We start from the raw sequence: 17,668 nt of genomic DNA on the forward strand, positions 1-17,668 counted from the left end.
GGCGGCACCCGCTCGCAGCCGATCGGCTGCGGGGCCGCGCCGCGCCAATCCGGTGCGCGCCGCCGCGACCGCGCCGGTCGCCGCGCTCGTCCGGGAGACCGCGACCGCGGCGCGCGATCGGCTGCTCCAGGCGCCGAACGGCCAGACCGCGACCACGATCGATCGCAGCCAGTTCGACAACCGGCCGTCGTTTTCGGTCACCGACGTGCTGCGCGACAGCCCCGGCATCTCGGTCAAGCAGGGCAACGGCCCGCGCGATGTCGGCATCTCGATCCGCGGCTCGAACGCGCGCAACGGCTTCGCCATCCGCAACATCGTGATCTTCGACGACGGCTTTCCGGTCACCCAGCCGGACGGCCTGTCGCGCAGCGACCTGATCGATCCGCACGCCTACAGCGCGATCGACGTGATCCGCGGCCCGTCCTCGGCGCTGTACGGCAATTACGCGACCGGCGGCGCGCTCAACTTCCGCACCCGGCCGGGCGGCAGCATCGACGGCGCCGAATACGGCGTCGAGGGCGGCAGCTTCGGCTATCTCAGCAACTATCTGACGGTCGGCAAGAAGGTCGGCACCTTCGAGGCTTCGCTGTTCGCCAGCGACGCGCGCGGCGACGGCTTCATCACCAACAGCTGGTTCAACACCCAGACGGTGAACTTCCTGGCGACCTGGCAGGCGACGCCGGACGACCGTTTCACCGTCAAGCTGATCGACAACGAGCTGTCGACCCGGCTGCCGCTGCGGCTGTCGCTCAACCAGTACAACCTCAACCCGTATCAGGCCGGCTGCATCACCGCGGCAGTCGCCGGCTGCGGAACGGTGTCGCTGTTCAACAACGGTTTCAACGGCACCAAGTCGACGCTGACGGCGCTGCAGGCCGGGCTCAACCGCGACGACCGCCGCACCATCGTGGGCGGGCGTTGGGAGCACGATTTCGACAACACCACGACCTGGCGCAACCAGTTCGTGTTCGACGACCGCAACATCAGCCAGCCGACCGGCTCGACCAGCGCGGTCGGCGACTATCCGTCGTATAATTTCTCCAGCGACATCACCAAGCGCGGCGAGCTGTTCGGCATGGCGTCGACCTCGTTGCTGGGCGCCTGGTACAACACGCTCAGCGCGTCGGGCGACAGCTACAACGTGCTGCCGAGCGGCGACGCCGCGGTCGGCCGGCTGCAGAGCAACCTCGCCAGCACGACGACGAATTACGGCGTGCGCGCCCGGCAGGAACTGCAACTCGTACCGACCGTGACGGCGATCGCCGGCATCGGCTGGGAGACCACGCAGCTCAAGGGCGTCAGCACCGCCTACGCTTATCCGACGCTGAACAATCCGAACGTGGTGGTGCCGACCGTGCTCGGCGCCTCGCCGCAATTCCAGAACACCGCGCCGGAATTCGCGCTGATCTACCGGCCGAGCGCCGAGTGGACCTGGCACGCCCGGGTCGCGACCGGCTACGGCACGCCGCAGGTCAATAATCTGTTCGTGCTGCCGAGCGGCCTTGCCGGCAACAACACCGCGCTGCAGTCGCAGACCAATGTCGGCTACGACATCGGCGCCGACTGGACGCCGAACCGGTCGCTGACGCTCAGCGCCACCGCGTTCTACGAGTTCTTCAATAACGAGATCGTGTCGCAGGCGACGCCGGTCGCCGGCATCAGCTACAGCTTCAACGCGCCGCATTCGGAGCATCGCGGCGTCGAATTCGCCGGCCGCTGGGCATTCGCCGAGGGCTGGGAGGCCAAGATCGCCTATACGCGGCTCGACGAGATCTACACCGACTACACCGAAAGCATCGGCGCCTATCGGTTCAACCGCGCCGGCAATCAGATCCCCGGCATCTCGCCCAACGAACTGACGGCGCGGGTCGGCTACGACCAGTTGCGCGGCGCTCTCACGGGCCTCGGCGGCTTCGTCGAATTGGTGTGGAAGGACTCGTTCTATCTGGACAACGCCAATCTGCTGAAGGCGCCGGGTTACGATCTGGTCAATCTCAATTTGCACTACAAGACCGATCTGCAGTCGGACTATTTGCGCCAGCTCAGCGTGTTCTTCGAGATCCGCAACCTGTTCGACAAGACCTACATCGCGTCGGCCAACAACATCGCCAATACGGTGAATGCGGCCGGCGTGCAGAATCCCGCCAGCATTCTGGCGGGGACGTCCGGGTCGATCTATGCGGGCTCGCCGCGCGCGTTCGTCGGAGGCATGAAGATCGCCTTCCGGTGATCTTCGACAAGGAGGCGGCCATGGCCCGTCGAACTCTCATCGCGGCGCTCGCTCTGGCGCTGTCGGCCGCTTCCGCCGCGGCGCAGTCCGGTCATCGTCACGACAGTGAAACGGCCTGCGCGACGACCGAGTTGCGCTGCGCCTCCAAGGTCACGCCGGCCTTCGCGCGCGACGGCACGCTGTGGCTGATCTGGATGGCGGGCGGCCAGGTCTCGGTCGCGCATTCGGCCGATCTCGGCCGGACGCTGTCGCCGCCGGTGGCGGTGACGCAGGGCATGCCGAAGCTCGACTGGGGTCCGGATGCACGGCCGAAGATCGCGCTGGATCGCGACGGACACGTCGCCGTGACGTTCTCGACCTTCCGCGACGACGCCTTCAACGGCGAGGTGTTCACCAGCCGCTCCACCGACGGCGGCGCCCATTTCGCGCCGCCGCGGCCGATCACCGCCGATCCCGAGAGCCAGCGCTTCGAGGCGATCGGCTTTCGTCCCGACGGCCAGCTGTTCGCCGCATGGCTCGACAAGCGCGACCGGGCGGCGGCGCGCAGCGCGGGCAAGAAGTATGACGGCGCCGCGCTGCTGTTCGCCTCGTCGCCGGATGGCGGTGCGAGCTACACGCCGGCAACGGTCGCAGCACCGCACACCTGCGAGTGTTGCCGGCTGGCGCTGGCCTTCGATCCGGCCGGCCGCGCTGTGGTTGTGTTCCGCAATATGTTCGACGGCGGCGTCCGCGATCATGCGGTGATCACCTTCTCGGAAGCGGGCGTGCCCGGCCCGCTGCACCGGGTCAGCACCGACAATTGGCAGATCGCGGCCTGCCCGCATCACGGGCCGAGCCTGTCGGTGTCGCCGAACGGCACCTATCACGTCGTCTGGTACACCGCCGGCAAGGCGCGCAAGGGGCTGTTCTACGCGCAGTCGCGTGACGGCGGGCAGAGCTTCTCCGAGCCGATGCGGCTCGGCGATCCCGAGCGGGCGCCGGCGTGGCCCTATGTGCTGGCCGGCGCGGACCAGACCGCGATCGTGTGGAAGCAGTTCGATGGTGACGCCACCACGGTCCTGCTCATCACCTCGCCCGACGATGGAAGCAGCTGGTCGGCGCCGCGGGTAATCGCCACCACCAAGGATGCCTCGGACCATCCCTTGCTGGTGACGGACGGACGCGCGATGTATCTGTCGTGGATGACCAAGGCCGAGGGCTATCGGCTGCAACCGATCGGGCGCGAACCATGAGGCGATTTCTGCTGGTGCTGATGCTGCTGGCGGTCGGCCTGCCGCCGGCCGCGGCCTCCGAGAGCGGCGGTCTGAAGCCGTTCGGACGTGGCAGCTGGAAGCCGCTGCTGCAGGCTCATGCCGGACGGCCGACCCTGGTGCATTTCTGGGGCGTGACCTGCGGGCCCTGCAAGGTCGAGCTGCCGCGGCTCGGCGCCTTCATGGCGCAGCATCCGGGCGTCGACGTGGTGACGATCGATGCCGATCTGGTGCCGAATTCCGAGCAGCCGGCGCTGGCGATGCTGCGCGGCGCCGGGCTGTCGGCAGCGGACAATTGGGTGTTCACCGACGGCTTCGCCGAGCGCCTGCGCTACGAGATCGATCCCGCCTGGCAGGGCGACATTCCCCGCACCTTGCTGATCGCTCCGAACGGCGAGATCGTCACGATCGAAGGCATGGTCGAGCCCGCGACGCTGCAGGAATGGTCCGCCAAGCACGCGGCGGCGAAGTAGCATCCGCAGGCCGGCGACTTACGTTCCGGAGAGCGCCGACCAGACGTTCGACAGCTTGCGCCGCACCCGCTGCTTGCGGCTCGGCGGCGGGGCGTCGTCTTCGTCTTCGGGCAGGCGCAGGCCGACCACGTTGACGCGGCCGCCGCCGAGGCTGCGGGCCACCAGCACGATCGAATCCAGCGGCAGCTCGGCGCCGACCGTCGGGGCGCGGTCGAGATTGATGTCGAAATAATCGGCCAGCGTCAGCGCCTCCTCGCCGGGCTTGACGCTGATCCCATAGGCGCCGGCGAGGTCGCCCAGCGAGGTCTCGCCGGGCACCACGAAGTCGCCCAGCAGATGCGGGTCCGGGGCCGACGACGGCGGCATGTCGACGAAGAAGCGGTCGAGCGCCTCGGCCTTCTCGGGCGGCGCCAGCAGATAGACGTAGTCGCCGGCCGCGACCGGCTCGGCCTCCTCGGGGGTGAGGATGCGCTCGTCGCGGATCACCAGCGTCGGCTTCGACCAGGACGGGATCAGGCCGCGCTTGAGGTAAAGGCTCTTGGCGCGAACCGGGTAGCCGACCAGCTGCTTCTCGAGCTGGCCGGGCAGGTCGAGTTCGATGCGGCGCGGGCCGCGGTCGGTGCGCGGCAATGCGACGTGCAGCTTGCGGGCGGCGGGGCCGAGCGTCCAGCCCTGCAGCAGCAGCGAGATGATCACCACCACGAAGGCGACGTCGAAATACAGATAGGCTTTGGGCAGGTTCACCAGCATCGGGATCGAGGCCAGGAAGATCGCCACCGCGCCGCGCAAGCCCACCCAGGCGATGAACAGCCGCTCGCGCCAGTTGAAGCGGAACGGGGCGAGACACAAAAACACCGCGGCCGGCCGCGCCACCAGCATCAGCGCCAGCGCCACCAGCACGGCGGGGCCGGCGCTGGCGATCAGCCGCTGCGGCGACACCAACAGGCCGAGCAGCACGAACATCACGATCTGCGCCAGCCAGGTGGCGGCGTCGAGAAACGCCACCACCGAATTATGCGCGCGGGTCGGCTGGTTGCCGATGATCATGCCGGCCAGATACACCGCCAGAAAGCCGGAGGCGTGCAGCATCTGCGATGTGCCGAACACGACGAGCGCCGCGGTGGCGACGAACGGCGCGTGCAGGCCCTGCGGCAGCGCCACGCGGTTGAGCGCCATCACCACGGCGCGGCCGCCGACCACGCCGATCAGCGCGCCGAGCGCGGATTCGCGGACGAATTCGACGATCACATGCAAGGTTGAACTCTCGCCGCGGCTGATCAGTTCGACCAGCATCAGGGTCAGAAATACCGCGAACGGATCGTTGGTGCCGGACTCGACCTCCAGCGTGGCGCCGACCCGCGGCCGCAGCCGCAGGCCCTGCGAGTGCACCAGCAGAAACACCGCAGCCGCATCGGTCGAGGCGACCACGGCGCCGGCCAGCAGCGCCTCGGTCCAGTTCAGGTCGAGCGCATACAGCGCGACCGGCGCGGTGATCAGCGCCGTCACCAGCACGCCGACGGTGGCGAGGCCCATCGAGGGCGCCAGCACGGTCTTGATGCTGGAGAACCGCGTCCGCAAGCCGCCGTCGAACAGGATCAGCGCCAGCGCCACCGAGCCGACCAGATAGGTGGTCGAGAGATCGTCGAACTTCAGCCCGCCGGGGCCGGACTCGCCGGCCAGCATGCCGAGCAGCAGGAACACCAGCAGCAACGGCGCGCCGAACCGCAGCGCCAGCAGGCTCGACAGGATCCCCGCCATCACCAGGATGGCGCCGAGCAGGATGGCGATGCTGACGGTGTCGAGGGAATCCATGGTCCCTGTGTAGCGGAGCGACTCGCAGCTGTCGTCCCTATCGTCGTGCAGGCGCCGTGCCCGCGTCGCCCTCACCCCAACCCTCCCCCGCGAGCGGGGGAGGGAGCTCGCCGTGCGGGGGGAGAGGGCCTTTGTTTAAAACTTTGCGGTAGCCCCGAGCCGCAGCGGGCTCCCTCTCCCGCTTGCGGGAGAGGGCTGGGGTGAGGGCGCCCCAGGCAGTGAGCTGCTGGCAGAAATTCCGGCCGCCCGCTAAGACAAACCCGCCAACAGCGGGAGCGCGGCGGGGACGATGATTGATCTGACACAGGCCTACGAGGCGTTGCTGGCGGCGGCGAGTTCGGTCGGCGCGGAAATCACCTCGCCGTGGTTCTACACCCAGCTCGGCATGATCCTGGTGGCGCTCGGCATCGGGCTCGGCGGCGGCGCGCTGATCAAGGCGCGGGTCGACATGACCAAGCTGACGATGGGCTGGCCGGCGCCGCTGCGGATGTTCCTGCGGGTGGTGATCGACAGCGCCTGGACGGCGATCTTCGCACTGGTGGTGATCGCGATGCGGCTGGTGATGCTGCAGGCGACCTGGCCGAGCCGCAGCTACCTGATCGGCATCTCGGCCAAGCTGGCGCTGGCCTGGCTGGTGATCCGGCTGGTCACCAGCATCCTGCGCAACGCCTTCCTGATCCGGGTGGTGTCGGTGTCGGCCTGGTGCGTGGCGGCGCTCAGCATCATCGGGCAGCTGTTTCCGGTGCTCGAGGCGCTGGACTCCGTCTCGATCGAGATCGGCGGCTTGCGGCTGTCGCCGCTGCTGGTGCTGAAGCTGACCGTGCTGCTGGCGGTGGCGCTGTGGCTCGCCAATATCGGCAGCAATTTCTTCGAAGGCCGCATCAAGCAGACCCGCGACCTGACGCCGTCGATCCAGGTGCTGCTGATCAAGCTGATGCGGATCGGCCTGATGGTGGCGGCGATCGCGCTGGTGATGAGCGCGGTCGGCATCAACCTGCAGGCGCTGGCGGTGTTCTCCGGCGCGGTCGGCGTCGGCATCGGTTTCGGCCTGCAGAAGATCTTCGGCAACTTCATCTCCGGCGTGATCCTGCTGGCCGACAAATCGGTGAAGCCCGGCGACCTCGTCACCATCGGCGAGAATTCCGGCAAGATCAGCGCGATGAACACCCGCTATATCTCGGTTGCCGCCGGCGACGGCCGCGAATTCCTGATCCCCAATGAGGACCTGATCACCCAGAAGGTCGTGAACTGGACCTACACCGACAAGAACACGCTGGTGAAGGTCGCCTTCGCGACCAATTACGACGCCGATCCGCGCGTCGTCTGCAAGCTGGCGGTCGAGGTGGCAACCGGCGTGGAGCGGGCCTCGAAGACCAAGCCGCCGGGCTGCATCCTGACCGAATTCACCGACACCGGCATGAAGTTCGCCCTGACGTTCTGGATCGCCGAGCCGGACGGCATGGACGGCGTCAAGAGCGAGGCGATGCTCGGGCTATGGGACGCGTTCAAGCGCGAGGGCATCCGCGTTCCCTATCCGGTGCGCGAATTGCGGGTGCGCGGCGGCGCGCTGCCGGTCGAAACCATCGTCGAAATGCCGCAATAAGCGGCTCCGGTCTCGTCCGGAGCGGCTTCGGCTTGCGTGCGGCGCGTCGATGACTAGATTGCCATGAATCCTTCGTTTTCCCGAACCAGACCGGCCCAATGAGCTACGTGGACGCCTCGGACGCCGCCCTGCGCAAGACAGGGCAGATCAAACTGCATGGACCGGCCGGTTTCGCCGGCATGCGCAAGGCCGGGCAGGTCGTGGCGCAGTGCCTCGACGAGCTGGTCGACATCGTCAAGCCGGGCTTGCCGACCTCGCGGATCGACGAGTTCGTGCGCGATTTCGCATTCAGTCACGGCGCCTTTCCGGCGACGCTGATGTATCGCGGCTATCGTTATTCGACCTGCACCTCGGTCAATCACGTGGTCTGCCACGGCATGCCGGGCGACCGGCCGCTGAAGGAAGGCGACATCGTCAATATCGACGTCACCATGATCGTCGATGGCTGGTACGGCGATTCCAGCCGGATGTATCCGGTCGGCCCGATCGCCCGCAAAGCCGAGCGGCTGATCGACGTCACCTACGAGTCGCTGCTGCGCGGCATCGCGGCGGTGAAGCCCGGCGCCACCACCGGCGACATCGGCCACGCGATCCAGAGCTTCGTCGAGCCGCAGCAGATGACGGTAGTGCGCGACTTCTGCGGCCACGGCCTCGGCCGGCTGTTCCACGACGAGCCGAACATCATCCATGTCGGCAGCCCCGGCCAGGGCGCGGTGCTCAAGCCCGGCATGTTCTTCACCATCGAGCCGATGATCAATCTCGGCAAACCCTATGTGAAAATTCTGTCCGACGGCTGGACCGCCGTCACCCGCGACCGCTCGCTGTCCGCGCAGTTCGAACACTCGATCGGCGTGACGGAGACCGGCTGCGAGATCTTCACGCTGTCGCCGAAGGGCTTGGACAAGCCGCCGTTCGTGAGCTGACGGGCGCGGAGACAGCAAGCTCACTGCCTGGGGCACCCTCACCCCAACCCTCTCCCGCAAGCGGGAGAGGGAGCCCGCTGCCGCTGACGAAATGCGGCACCTGCAAGCAGACGCCAAATCATTCATCATCCTCTCCCCGCGCACGGCGCGCTCCCTCTCCCGCTTGCGGGAGAGGGTTGGGGTGAGGGCGACGCGGGCACTGAACTAACTGGCCTTCCGCGCCTTGCTACTTGCCACACTGCGCGCGGGCTTCTTCCCCTTCGCCGGTTCTTCCTTCGCCTTGCCGGCACCGCTGCCCGAGATCGGCAGCAGCATCTCCTTTTGTCCCGGCGCGGTCTTGCGCTTCTTGGTGCGGGCCGGCTTGGAGGGGACAGACTTCTCCGCGCTCTCGGACGCGGCCGGCTTCTTCGCCGATTCCGGCGCCGCCTTGCCGCTTTGCCCGAGGCTCTTGCGCAGCGCTTCCATCAGGTCGACGACATTGTCGCCGCGCGGGCGGGCCTTGGCGGCGATCGGCTGGCCGGCGACTTTCTTGTTGATCAGTTCGGTCAGTGCGGTCTCGTAGTGATCCTCGAATGTGTCCGGCTCGAAATGCCCGGATTTCTGCTCGACGATGTGTTTGGCGAGGTCGAGCATGTCCTTGGTGATCTTCACGTCCTGGATATCGTCGAAGTAATCGGCGGCATCGCGCACCTCGTAGGGATAGCGCAGCAGCGTGCCCATCAGGCCGTTGTCGCGGGCTTCCAACGCGATGACGTGCTCGCGGTTCGTCAGCACCACGCGGGCCAGCGCGACGCGGTCCATCGACCGGATGGTCTCGCGGATCACCGCATAGGCGTCGTGGCCGACCTTGCCGTCCGGCACGATGTAGTAGGGCCGCACCAGATACAAATCGTCGATCTCGGATTTCGGCACGAACTGATCGATTTCGATGGTGCGGGTCGATTCCAGCGCGATCGCGTCGAGCTCGTCGCGGGTGATCTCGATGTAGGTGTCGGAATCGACCTTGTAGCCCTTCATGATATCGTCGGACGACACCTCGTCGCCGGTCTCGGCATCGACCTTGAGGTACTTGATGCGGTGGCCGGTATTCCGATTGATCTGGTTGAAGCTGATCTTCTCGGAGTCCGACGTCGCCGGAAACAGCGCGACCGGGCAGGTCACCAGCGACAGCCGCAAAAAGCCTTTCCAATTGGCGCGAGGGGCCATTGACGCAAACTCCACGAACGCAACACACTGAGCCAGGTCGGCCCTTGGAACCGGGACTCAAGTGCAGGGCCTCGGAATCGTTCCCGGCGCGTCTATATTACCGTTTATCTGGATTACCATTCGTTTGGTTCGGAGTAGCAGGATGGTCGATCGCAGCCGGAATGCGCCCTTAGATCAGCCCCGCGACCTTGCGGAACGCATGGCGCGGCGCAGCAAGGCCGACGGGTTCGTGCGCGAGACCTTCGTGCTGCCGCGGCTCGATGCGCGGGCCAAGGCGCGGGCCTTTTTCGAGGCGTGGCCGAAGGCCGCCTATATGTCGGGCGTTGAAAGCTGGCGCGAACTGCCCGGTGATACCATCGAGTTTACGATGCGGCGGCTGCCGACGGCGGACTGATGGCTCTGCCGATCGGGGCAAACCGAGAATTGCCGGTTGCAAAAGCGGCGGCGCGCGGCATGGTTGGGCGATCAGGAACTGCGCCGTCATGCCAGCAGAGAGCGGTGAGCGTTTGCATCAGCCCGGTTTCGCCGAGGCGCCGCATTACCACGGCCATCGCGAACGGCTGCGCGAGCGGTTTCGCGAGGCCGGCGCCGACGCGCTGTCGGACTACGAACTGCTCGAACTGGTCCTTTTCCGCGCGCTGCCGCGCCGCGACGTCAAGCCGCTTGCCAAGGCGTTGATCGCGCGGTTCGGCTCGTTCGCCGAAGCCATCCACGCGCCGGATGCGCGGCTGCGCGAGGTCAGTGGCCTCGGCGAGGCAGCGATCACCGAACTCAAGCTGGTCGCGGCGGCGGCGGCGCGGGTCACCAAGGGGCAGGTGAAGCAGCGGCCGGTGCTGTCGTCATGGTCGGTGGTCATTGATTACTGCCGCACCACGATGGCGTTCGCCGACAAGGAGCAGTTCCGCATCCTGTTTCTCGACAAGCGCAATCAGCTGATCGCCGACGAATTGCAGCAGGTCGGTACCGTCGATCACACGCCGGTGTATCCGCGCGAGATCGTCAAGCGTGCGCTGGAGCTGTCGGCGACCGCGGTGATCCTGGTGCACAATCACCCGTCCGGCGACCCGACGCCGTCGCAGGCCGACATTCAGATGACCAAACAGATCGCCGCCATCGCCGACCCGCTCGGCGTCGCCGTCCACGATCACATCATCGTCGGCAAGAACGGCCATGCGAGTTTGAAGGGGATGAAGTTGTTTTAGGGCGGCGCCTCCGTCATTGCGAGCGAAGCGAAGCAATCCAGCGGCCGGGCACGGGGCTGGATTGCTTCGTCGCTTCGCTCCTCGCAATGACGGGGAGAGGCTGTGCCGAGCTAATTACTCGCTCGCCGTTCAAAACGCCCCGTGCCGGCCTTCACCCGCGCTGAAGCGCTCGGCACCCTGGAGGGTTTCGCCGCTGTCGATCACCTGCAGGCCACCGCGCATTTCGTTCATGATGGCGTCCTCTTCCGGCATGTCCCATTGCTGCAGGGCCGACAGCCGGTCGGCGCGCAGACAGGTCTGCGGGAACGCGGCGATCTCCTTGGCGAGCGTGATGGCGCACAGCGCCGCTTCGCCGCGGTGAACCAGCCGGTTAGCGAGGCCGATGCGGTGCGCCTCGATGCCGGAGACGGCGCGGCCGGTCAGGATCAGGTCCATCGCGTGCGAATGGCCGATCAGCCGCGGCAGGCGGATGGTGCCGAGGTCGATCAGCGGCACGCCGAAGCGGCGGCAGAACACCCCGAAGGTGGCGTCGTCGGCGGCGACCCGCATGTCGGACCACAGCGCCAGTTCGAGCCCGCCGGCGACCGCAAAGCCTTCGACCGCGGCGATCACGGGCTTCGACAGCCGCATCCGGCTCGGGCCCATCGGCGCGATGCTGCCATGGCCGGCGATGTCGCGCCGCCGCTCGGCGTCGCCCGACGCGACCGCCTTGAGGTCGGCGCCGGCGCAGAAGGTGCCGCCTGTGCCGGTCAGCACCGCAACGGAGGACGTCTCGTCGGCGTCGAACGCCAGGAAGGCGTCGTACAGCTTCTTGGCGGTGGCGCCATCGACCGCGTTGCGGCGCTCCGGCCGGTTGATCGAGACGATCGTCACCGGTCCGTCACGATTGATCAGCACCGTGTCCTTGGGCATGAAAAGCTCCGTCGTCGTGCGAGGTCAGGCGGATGTTGCGGATGTGATATCAGCTGCGGCTGCGTCGTCAGCCTTGATTATTATCAAAGGCCGGCGCCGCGGCGTCGTCATTCCGGGATGCGCCCGGAGGGCGCAGGCCCGGAATCCATACTCCCAGTGCCAATGAAGATGCACTTGCGCCGAGCCGCCGTGCCTTGCTGCGTCGCCAGGGGGTATGGATTCCGGGCTCGCCGCTGCGCGGCGCCCGGAATGACGAACGCTGTTACTTCACCACCAGGTCCGTTCCCGTCAGCCGCCGATAGGCTTCGAGGTAGCGCTGCGAGGTGGCGTTGACGACGTCGTCCGGCAGCTTCGGCGGCGGGGCCTCGCCGTTCCAGCGGCCGGCGCGGCGTTCGGCGTCGAGGTGATCACGCAGCGGCTGCTTGTCGAAGGAGGGCTGCGGCCGGCCGGGCTGATACGCGTCGGCGGCCCAGAACCGCGACGAATCCGGCGTCATCACCTCGTCGATCAGAATGATCCGTCCGTCCTGGTCGCGGCCGAATTCGAACTTGGTATCGGCGATGATGATGCCGCGCTCGCGGGCGATCTGTTCGCCGAGCGTGTAGATCGCGCGGGTCATGTGTTCGAGCGTGAACGCATCCTCCTCGCCGACGATCTCGCGCATCCGCGCCACGGTGATGTTCTCGTCGTGGCCGGTCTCGGCCTTGGTGGCGGGCGAGAAAATCGGCGGTGTCAGCTGGCCGCTTTCCAAAAGGCCCTCGGGCAGTTTCTCGCCGGCCAGCGTGCCGGAGGCGGCGTATTCCTTCCAGGCCGAGCCGGTGATGTAGCCGCGGATCACGCACTCGATCGGGAAGACGATCGTGCGCCTGCACAGCATCGTCCGCCCGGCGATCTCGGCGCGGTGCGGCGCCAGCACCGGCACGGCGTCGATGATCTCGTCGGTGTCGGCGCTGATCATGTGATGCGGCACCACGCCGCCGAGCTGGCTGAACCAGAACGCGCTGACCTGCGTCAGCACCGCGCCCTTGCTCGGGATGGTCTCGCCCATCACCACGTCGAACGCGCTGATCCGGTCGGTGGTGACGAGCAGCAGCCGGTCGTCGTCGACGGCGTAGATGTCGCGCACCTTGCCGCGGCCGATCTTGGTCAGCGGCAGGTCGCTCGAAAGCATCGTGGTCATGGCGGTCTCACGCAGCAGGCGACCGCCGGCGGGCGGCGGTGCGCAACAATCGGGAGCGCCAGTTTATCATTCCGGCAGCGGAATGAACTCGCTCTCGTTCGGAACGGCGGCGAAACGGCCGGTTTTCCAGTCCTGTTTGGCCTGTTCGATGCGCTCCTTGCTGGAGGAGACGAAATTCCACCAGATGTGGCGTGGCCCTTCCAGCGCGTCGCCGCCCAGAAACATCATACGGGTGTCGGTCTTGACCCGGACGGTGATGCGGTCGCCGGGGCGGAAGATCAGCAGCTGCGGCCCGACATGGCGGTCGCCGGCGATCTCGATCTCGCCATCGACGAGATAGATCGCGCGCTCCTCGTGGTCGGGATCGAGCGGCACGGAAGTCCCGGCGCGGGCGTTGACCTCGGCATAGAACCACGGCGACACCATCGTCACCGGCGACGACTTGCCGAATGCCGAGCCGGCGATCACCCGGGCGGTGAAGCCGGAGGTCTCGATCGTCGGCAGCGTCGCGGCGGCGAAATGCTGGAACGACGGCGCGATTTCCTCGCTGCCTTTCGGCAGCGCGATCCAGCTCTGAAGGCCGAGCATCGCCTGGCCGTCACGGCGTTCGACGTCCGGGGTACGCTCGGAATGCGCGATGCCGCGGCCGGCGGTCATCAGGTTCATGGCGCCGGGTGCGATCTCCTGGATGTTGCCCTCGCTGTCGCGGTGCATGATCTTGCCGTCGAACAGATAGGTGACGGTGGCGAGCCCGATATGCGGATGCGGCCGCACGTCCATGCCCTTGCCGGCAATGAACTGCACCGGGCCGAAATGATCGAAGAAGATGAACGGCCCGACCATCTGCCGCTTGCCGTGCGGCAGCGCGCGGCGCACCGCGAAGCCGTCGCCGAGGTCTCGCGTGCGCGGCACGATGACGAGATCGAGCGCGTCGCAGCTCTGCGGATCGCCGAGCTCCGGATCGATCGATGGCATCCAGCTCATGGTGGTCTCCCTGAGATCCGTCATTGCGAGGAGCGAAGCGACGAAGCAATCCAGCTCGGTGCACGTGTCTGGATTGCTTCGCTTCGCTCGCAATGACGGGGTTAGGTCATTGCTAGTATCGGCCGCGTCTCACGCCGGCGGGGCGATCGCCAGCGGCGCGGCTTTGCCGTTGGTCTTGCGCGGCTCGCTGGTCAGCGGCTTCGACGGCAGTTGCTTGCGCACCGATGATGCGGCGGCGATCTGGGCGCGTTCGGCGAAGGCCTCGTGGTTGGCCTCGATCTCGCCGAGTGCGTACAAATAGTTCACCATCAGGCCGTGCGACTGCCGCATGCCGTTGGGCGAGCGGTCGCCGAGGAAGTTGAGGGCTTCGAGCCGTGCGCCGTTGCCGAGATGGAAGCGCGCCACCGGGTCGAGCGGCAGGCCGCGCGGGTTCTTGGCCTGCAGGAAGTAAGCGGCCGCGAGCGGCAGCAGCAGCGGCTTGATGTGATCGGCCGTTTCCTGGTCCTCGAACCAGTTCGGCGTGTCGAGCACCTCGAGCGCCGCGCGGGCAGAAGCGTCAAGTAATACGGAATCAGCGTCGGCGCGTTCGCGCGCCAGCCATTTGGCGAAGCCCGGCACCGGCGACAGCGTGACGAAGCTCTGCACATTGGGCAGCTCGCGCTTGATCTCCTCGACCACCTGCTTGATCAGGAAGTTGCCGAACGAAATGCCGGCGAGGCCCTTCTGCGTATTGGAAATCGAATAGAACACCGCCGTGGTCGCATCCTTCGGCGAGATCGGCGCACGGTCGAGGTCAAGCAGCGGTGCGATCGCGTTCGGGCGCTCCAGCGTCAGCGCGACTTCGACGAAGATCAGCGGCTCGTCGACCAGCTGCGGATGGAAGAAGCCGTAGCAGCGCCGGTCTGCCGGCGCGAGCCGCGCGCGCAGATCGTCCCAGTTGTGAATGGCATGGACCTGCTCGTAGCGGATGATCTTTTCGAGAATATTCGCCGGCGTATTCCAGTCGATCCGTTGCAGCACCAGGAAGCCCCGATTGAACCACGAGGTGAACAGATGCACGAAGTCATCGTCGACATGCTTGAGCTGCGGGTGATCGCCGAGATGCCGCAGCACGCCCTCGCGCATCCGCACCAGTGACGCGGTGCCGCCGGGGGCGAGGTTGAGGCGGCGGATCAATTCTTGCCGGCGCGGCTCGGCGGCTTCGAGCAGGCGACCTGCTGCGTCCGGTGACGCACCGCTGACGTGAAACGCTTCGACCGCCGCGGTGAGCTCGGCGAGGTCGGGGCCGAACTGTTCGGCGAGCGCGTCGAGAAAGCCGATCTGATCCTGCTCGTCGGCGTCGTCGTAGCCGGACAGCAGCGTGCGCGCCAGCACCACACCGGTCGCTTCGCCGCGGCGGGACAGCAGCGTTTCGCCGAGCGCGATCAGCTCCTCTTTGGTCTTGGGCTGATTGCTGTTCGACCGGAACAAGCTGCGGCCGCGCTCGGTGAGGCTGGTGAATAACCCGCCGAGGAATTCCGACGCGCGATCGACGGTCGCTTGCGGCATTCAATTCTCCTTGTGGCTTCGGACGGAATGGCGTCGCGCAGCAGGCGCGGCTACGACGAAAGCATAAAGGCGCGGCGCGACCTGTTCCAGACGCGCGACGCCGCAGATGGTTGCGCCACGGCATCGTGATCGCGGCTGCTGCGACGGTCAGTTCGCCAGCACTTCGGCCGTCACGTCCTCGACATGATGCAGCAGGCAGATCAGCCGTCCCTCCGCGTCATGGATCGGCGTGTTGATCGGCTGCCAATAGCGTTCGACGAACGTCCCGGCGGGGTCGCGCATGTCGTAGCGTTGGACCTGCATGGCGTGCGGCTGCCCGGTCTCCACCACCGAGCTCAGTGACGCATAGAGATTGCTCACGCCGTCGGCGGTGTCGATCGCCGGATTGTCCGGAAAGACTTCGAACAAGGGCCTGCCGATGATGTCGTGGCGGTTGGCGAAGGTGGCCCGTGCGAACGCGTCGTTGATGTCGATGATCTTCAACCCCGGACCGGGATCGATCAGCATGTAGGGATGCGTCGAGGTCTCGAAGCTCGGGCGGAGCTGGGCGATCACCGAGGCGAGATCGCCGTTCGGCCGCTTCGGCGGCAGTGGCGACAGATTGGCGCCGGACATCTGCGAGTTCAGCAGCGCCAGCTCGCGCCTCGCCGAGGACAGCAGCATCAGCAGGGTTCGCCGCAGCGTCGGGTCGGTGGCTTCGCCGAGCAGCCGCGCGAAATGCGCAATGTTCTGTTCGCAAACGAACCGCTGCATCGGCCAGCCCCACCGCACAAGTGTGCCGGCCGAATTAACTACTCAGGATTGTAAGTAAGTCAATACCTTTGGGGGTTAGCGGTGCTCAGCGCGCCAGGCCAGTGACCTCCGAAACCTTGCCGAACCGCTCCAGCGACAGGATCGCGTCGGCGAAGGTCTGCGCGCCGCCGTTCAGCACCGGCCGGGCGAGTTGCAGGAATTTCTGCGCCATCGCCTGGTCGGTCGGGAAGGAGTTCGGCTCACCCGACGGATCGGCGTAGATCCGTTCGTGGACGCCGTCGTCCGTCGTAATCGAGACGCGCGCGCCGAACGGGTGGGTCTTACCTTCGAGTCGGGAGTCCTGAACGACGTCGAAGCGATCGGCCAGCGCGTCGATCGCCGGGTCGCCGAGCCGGCTGTAATCGTCCCAGCCGAAGCTGCCCTGCTCCAGCGCCAGCGCGCCGGTGAAGAACATCGAGAACTGGCCGCCGACGATCGACGACGGATGCCGCTTGGTGGCGGCGTCGCCGGTCAGCGTGATGCCGTTGCGGTGCAGGCCGACCTCGACTTTCCTGACCTGCTCGGGCGTCAGATTGTGCTCGCGGCGCATCGCGATCAGTGCGTCGATCGCCGCATGCGTATAGCGGCAGCTCGGATACGGCTTCACGCCGATCTTCATCGTCTCGTAGACTTTGCCGAGATCGGCCACCGCCTTGTCGTGATGCGGCGTGTCGGTGTAGCCGACCAAGAGGCCGTGAATGCCTTCGACCGATTCGCTGGAGCCGAGGAAGTCGTTCTTGGCCAGCGTCGCGGCGATCACGCCGTTCATCGCGGCGGCGCCGACCTGGTAGCGCTTGTTCCAGGCGCCGTTGACCAGGAATTGCAGCGAGCCGGCGGCTTGGCTGCCGGAGACGCCGAATGCCGAGACGATCTGTTCGGCGCTGAGACCGTACAGCTTGGCGGCCGCGGCGGCGGCGCCGTAGGTGCCGGCGGTCGCGGTCGGGTGGAAGCCGCGGGCGTAATGCGAGGTCGGGTCGAGCGCATTGCCGAGTCGGCAGCAGACTTCGTAGCCGGCGACGATCGCGGTCAGCACGTCGCGGCCCGAGGCGCCGACCAGTTCGCCGACCGCGAAGGCGGCCGGCACCACCGGCGCCGACGGATGCAGCGAGGAGTCGGCGTGGGTGTCGTCGAAATCGAGCGAATGGCCGAACGCGCCGTTAAGCAGGGCGGCGATCGCCGGGGTGCGGCGCTTGGCGTCGCCGAACACGGTGGCGTCGCCGTCGGCGTCGAGCGACAGCGCCTGCAAGGTCGCCAGCAGAGAGGGGGTCGATTCGGCGTCGCGCCGGGCACGGATCGCGCTGCCGAGGAAATCGAGGGTGAGCACCTTGGCCCGGGCCAACACGTCCTGCGGAATGTCGTCGAAGTCGAGCGCGGCGACGTAGGCGGCGAGCGTGGCGGTTTCGTTGGCCATCGAGGGGTCCCTTGTTGTTTTGCGCGGCACGTTAGGCGGGCCGGCGACAGGGTTCAAGCCGCGCGGCTGCACAGCGGGGCTGCGCACCGGCCGAGCCGGCGATTGCGCCGCGGCGGCCGCTATGCTCTGTCAGCCGTCACCT

15 protein-coding genes are annotated in these 17,668 nt (G+C 66.9%); 7 read left to right on the forward strand and 8 right to left on the reverse strand.

Annotated features, from left to right (window positions below; translation table 11 throughout):
- The 3 genes from IP86_RS22435 to IP86_RS22445 form a co-directional block, all read left to right on the forward strand.
- Positions 1–2,230: TonB-dependent receptor family protein (locus IP86_RS22435; protein ID WP_054164748.1), on the forward strand; the 2,230-nt coding region annotated here is incomplete at its 5' end.
- A 20-nt stretch (positions 2,231–2,250) separates the two neighbouring features.
- Positions 2,251–3,462 carry a sialidase family protein gene (locus tag IP86_RS22440; protein ID WP_054164749.1) on the forward strand — a complete coding sequence of 404 codons (1,212 nt, stop codon included), beginning with the start codon at positions 2,251–2,253 and terminating at the stop codon, positions 3,460–3,462.
- Entirely contained in the window at positions 3,459–3,953 is a 495-nt protein-coding gene (locus IP86_RS22445) for a TlpA family protein disulfide reductase (RefSeq protein ID WP_054164653.1), read from the forward strand. The genes IP86_RS22440 and IP86_RS22445 overlap by 4 nt, the downstream gene beginning before the upstream one ends.
- An 18-nt stretch (positions 3,954–3,971) precedes the next feature.
- Here the strand turns inward: IP86_RS22445 and IP86_RS22450 are convergent, their stop codons facing one another.
- Positions 3,972–5,765 (reverse strand): potassium/proton antiporter, encoded by a 1,794-nt coding sequence (locus tag IP86_RS22450; protein ID WP_054164654.1) that lies wholly within the window; start codon positions 5,763–5,765, stop codon positions 3,972–3,974.
- 289 nt (positions 5,766–6,054) lie between these two features.
- Between IP86_RS22450 and IP86_RS22455 the strand changes: the two genes are divergently transcribed.
- Complete coding sequence (locus IP86_RS22455; protein WP_054164655.1) at positions 6,055–7,368, forward strand: mechanosensitive ion channel family protein; 1,314 nt, start codon at positions 6,055–6,057, stop codon at positions 7,366–7,368.
- A gap of 98 nt (positions 7,369–7,466) precedes the next feature.
- Positions 7,467–8,291: a type I methionyl aminopeptidase gene (map, locus tag IP86_RS22460; RefSeq protein WP_054164656.1), complete on the forward strand. Its 825-nt coding sequence runs from the start codon at positions 7,467–7,469 to the stop codon at positions 8,289–8,291.
- Between the two features lie 204 nt (positions 8,292–8,495).
- Here map and ku read toward each other — a convergent pair whose 3' ends face one another.
- Positions 8,496–9,497, reverse strand: a complete 1,002-nt coding sequence (gene ku, locus IP86_RS22465; RefSeq protein WP_054164657.1) for a non-homologous end joining protein Ku — start codon at positions 9,495–9,497, stop codon at positions 8,496–8,498.
- A gap of 142 nt (positions 9,498–9,639) precedes the next feature.
- Here ku and IP86_RS22470 point away from each other — a divergent pair, with 142 nt between their 5' ends.
- Complete coding sequence (locus IP86_RS22470) at positions 9,640–9,891, forward strand: hypothetical protein (RefSeq protein WP_054164658.1); 252 nt, start codon at positions 9,640–9,642, stop codon at positions 9,889–9,891.
- An 88-nt stretch (positions 9,892–9,979) separates the two neighbouring features.
- The gene (radC, locus tag IP86_RS22475) at positions 9,980–10,699 is read left to right on the forward strand and encodes a RadC family protein (protein WP_054164659.1); all 720 of its coding nucleotides are present in this window, start codon (positions 9,980–9,982) and stop codon (positions 10,697–10,699) included.
- A 129-nt stretch (positions 10,700–10,828) separates the two neighbouring features.
- Here radC and IP86_RS22480 read toward each other — a convergent pair whose 3' ends face one another.
- From IP86_RS22480 to IP86_RS22505, 6 genes are all read right to left on the reverse strand, one after another.
- A complete protein-coding gene (locus IP86_RS22480; protein WP_054164660.1) occupies positions 10,829–11,611 on the reverse strand; it encodes a crotonase/enoyl-CoA hydratase family protein in 783 nt (260 codons plus the stop codon).
- Between the two features lie 262 nt (positions 11,612–11,873).
- Positions 11,874–12,791 carry a phosphoribosylaminoimidazolesuccinocarboxamide synthase gene (locus tag IP86_RS22485; RefSeq protein ID WP_054164661.1) on the reverse strand — a complete coding sequence of 306 codons (918 nt, stop codon included), beginning with the start codon at positions 12,789–12,791 and terminating at the stop codon, positions 11,874–11,876.
- A gap of 66 nt (positions 12,792–12,857) precedes the next feature.
- Positions 12,858–13,775, reverse strand: a complete 918-nt coding sequence (locus tag IP86_RS22490; protein WP_054164750.1) for a pirin family protein — start codon at positions 13,773–13,775, stop codon at positions 12,858–12,860.
- Positions 13,776–13,904: 129 nt separating this feature from the next.
- Positions 13,905–15,323 carry a malonyl-CoA decarboxylase gene (locus tag IP86_RS22495; RefSeq protein WP_054164662.1) on the reverse strand — a complete coding sequence of 473 codons (1,419 nt, stop codon included), beginning with the start codon at positions 15,321–15,323 and terminating at the stop codon, positions 13,905–13,907.
- A 147-nt stretch (positions 15,324–15,470) separates the two neighbouring features.
- Complete coding sequence (locus IP86_RS22500) at positions 15,471–16,076, reverse strand: PAS domain-containing protein (RefSeq protein WP_054164663.1); 606 nt, start codon at positions 16,074–16,076, stop codon at positions 15,471–15,473.
- 85 nt (positions 16,077–16,161) lie between these two features.
- Positions 16,162–17,526, reverse strand: a complete 1,365-nt coding sequence (locus IP86_RS22505; RefSeq protein ID WP_054164664.1) for an MmgE/PrpD family protein — start codon at positions 17,524–17,526, stop codon at positions 16,162–16,164.
- Positions 17,527–17,668 lie beyond the last annotated feature (142 nt).

Origin of the sequence: Rhodopseudomonas sp. AAP120 (genome assembly GCF_001295845.1) — a bacterium.
Classification (GTDB): domain Bacteria; phylum Pseudomonadota; class Alphaproteobacteria; order Rhizobiales; family Xanthobacteraceae; genus Rhodopseudomonas.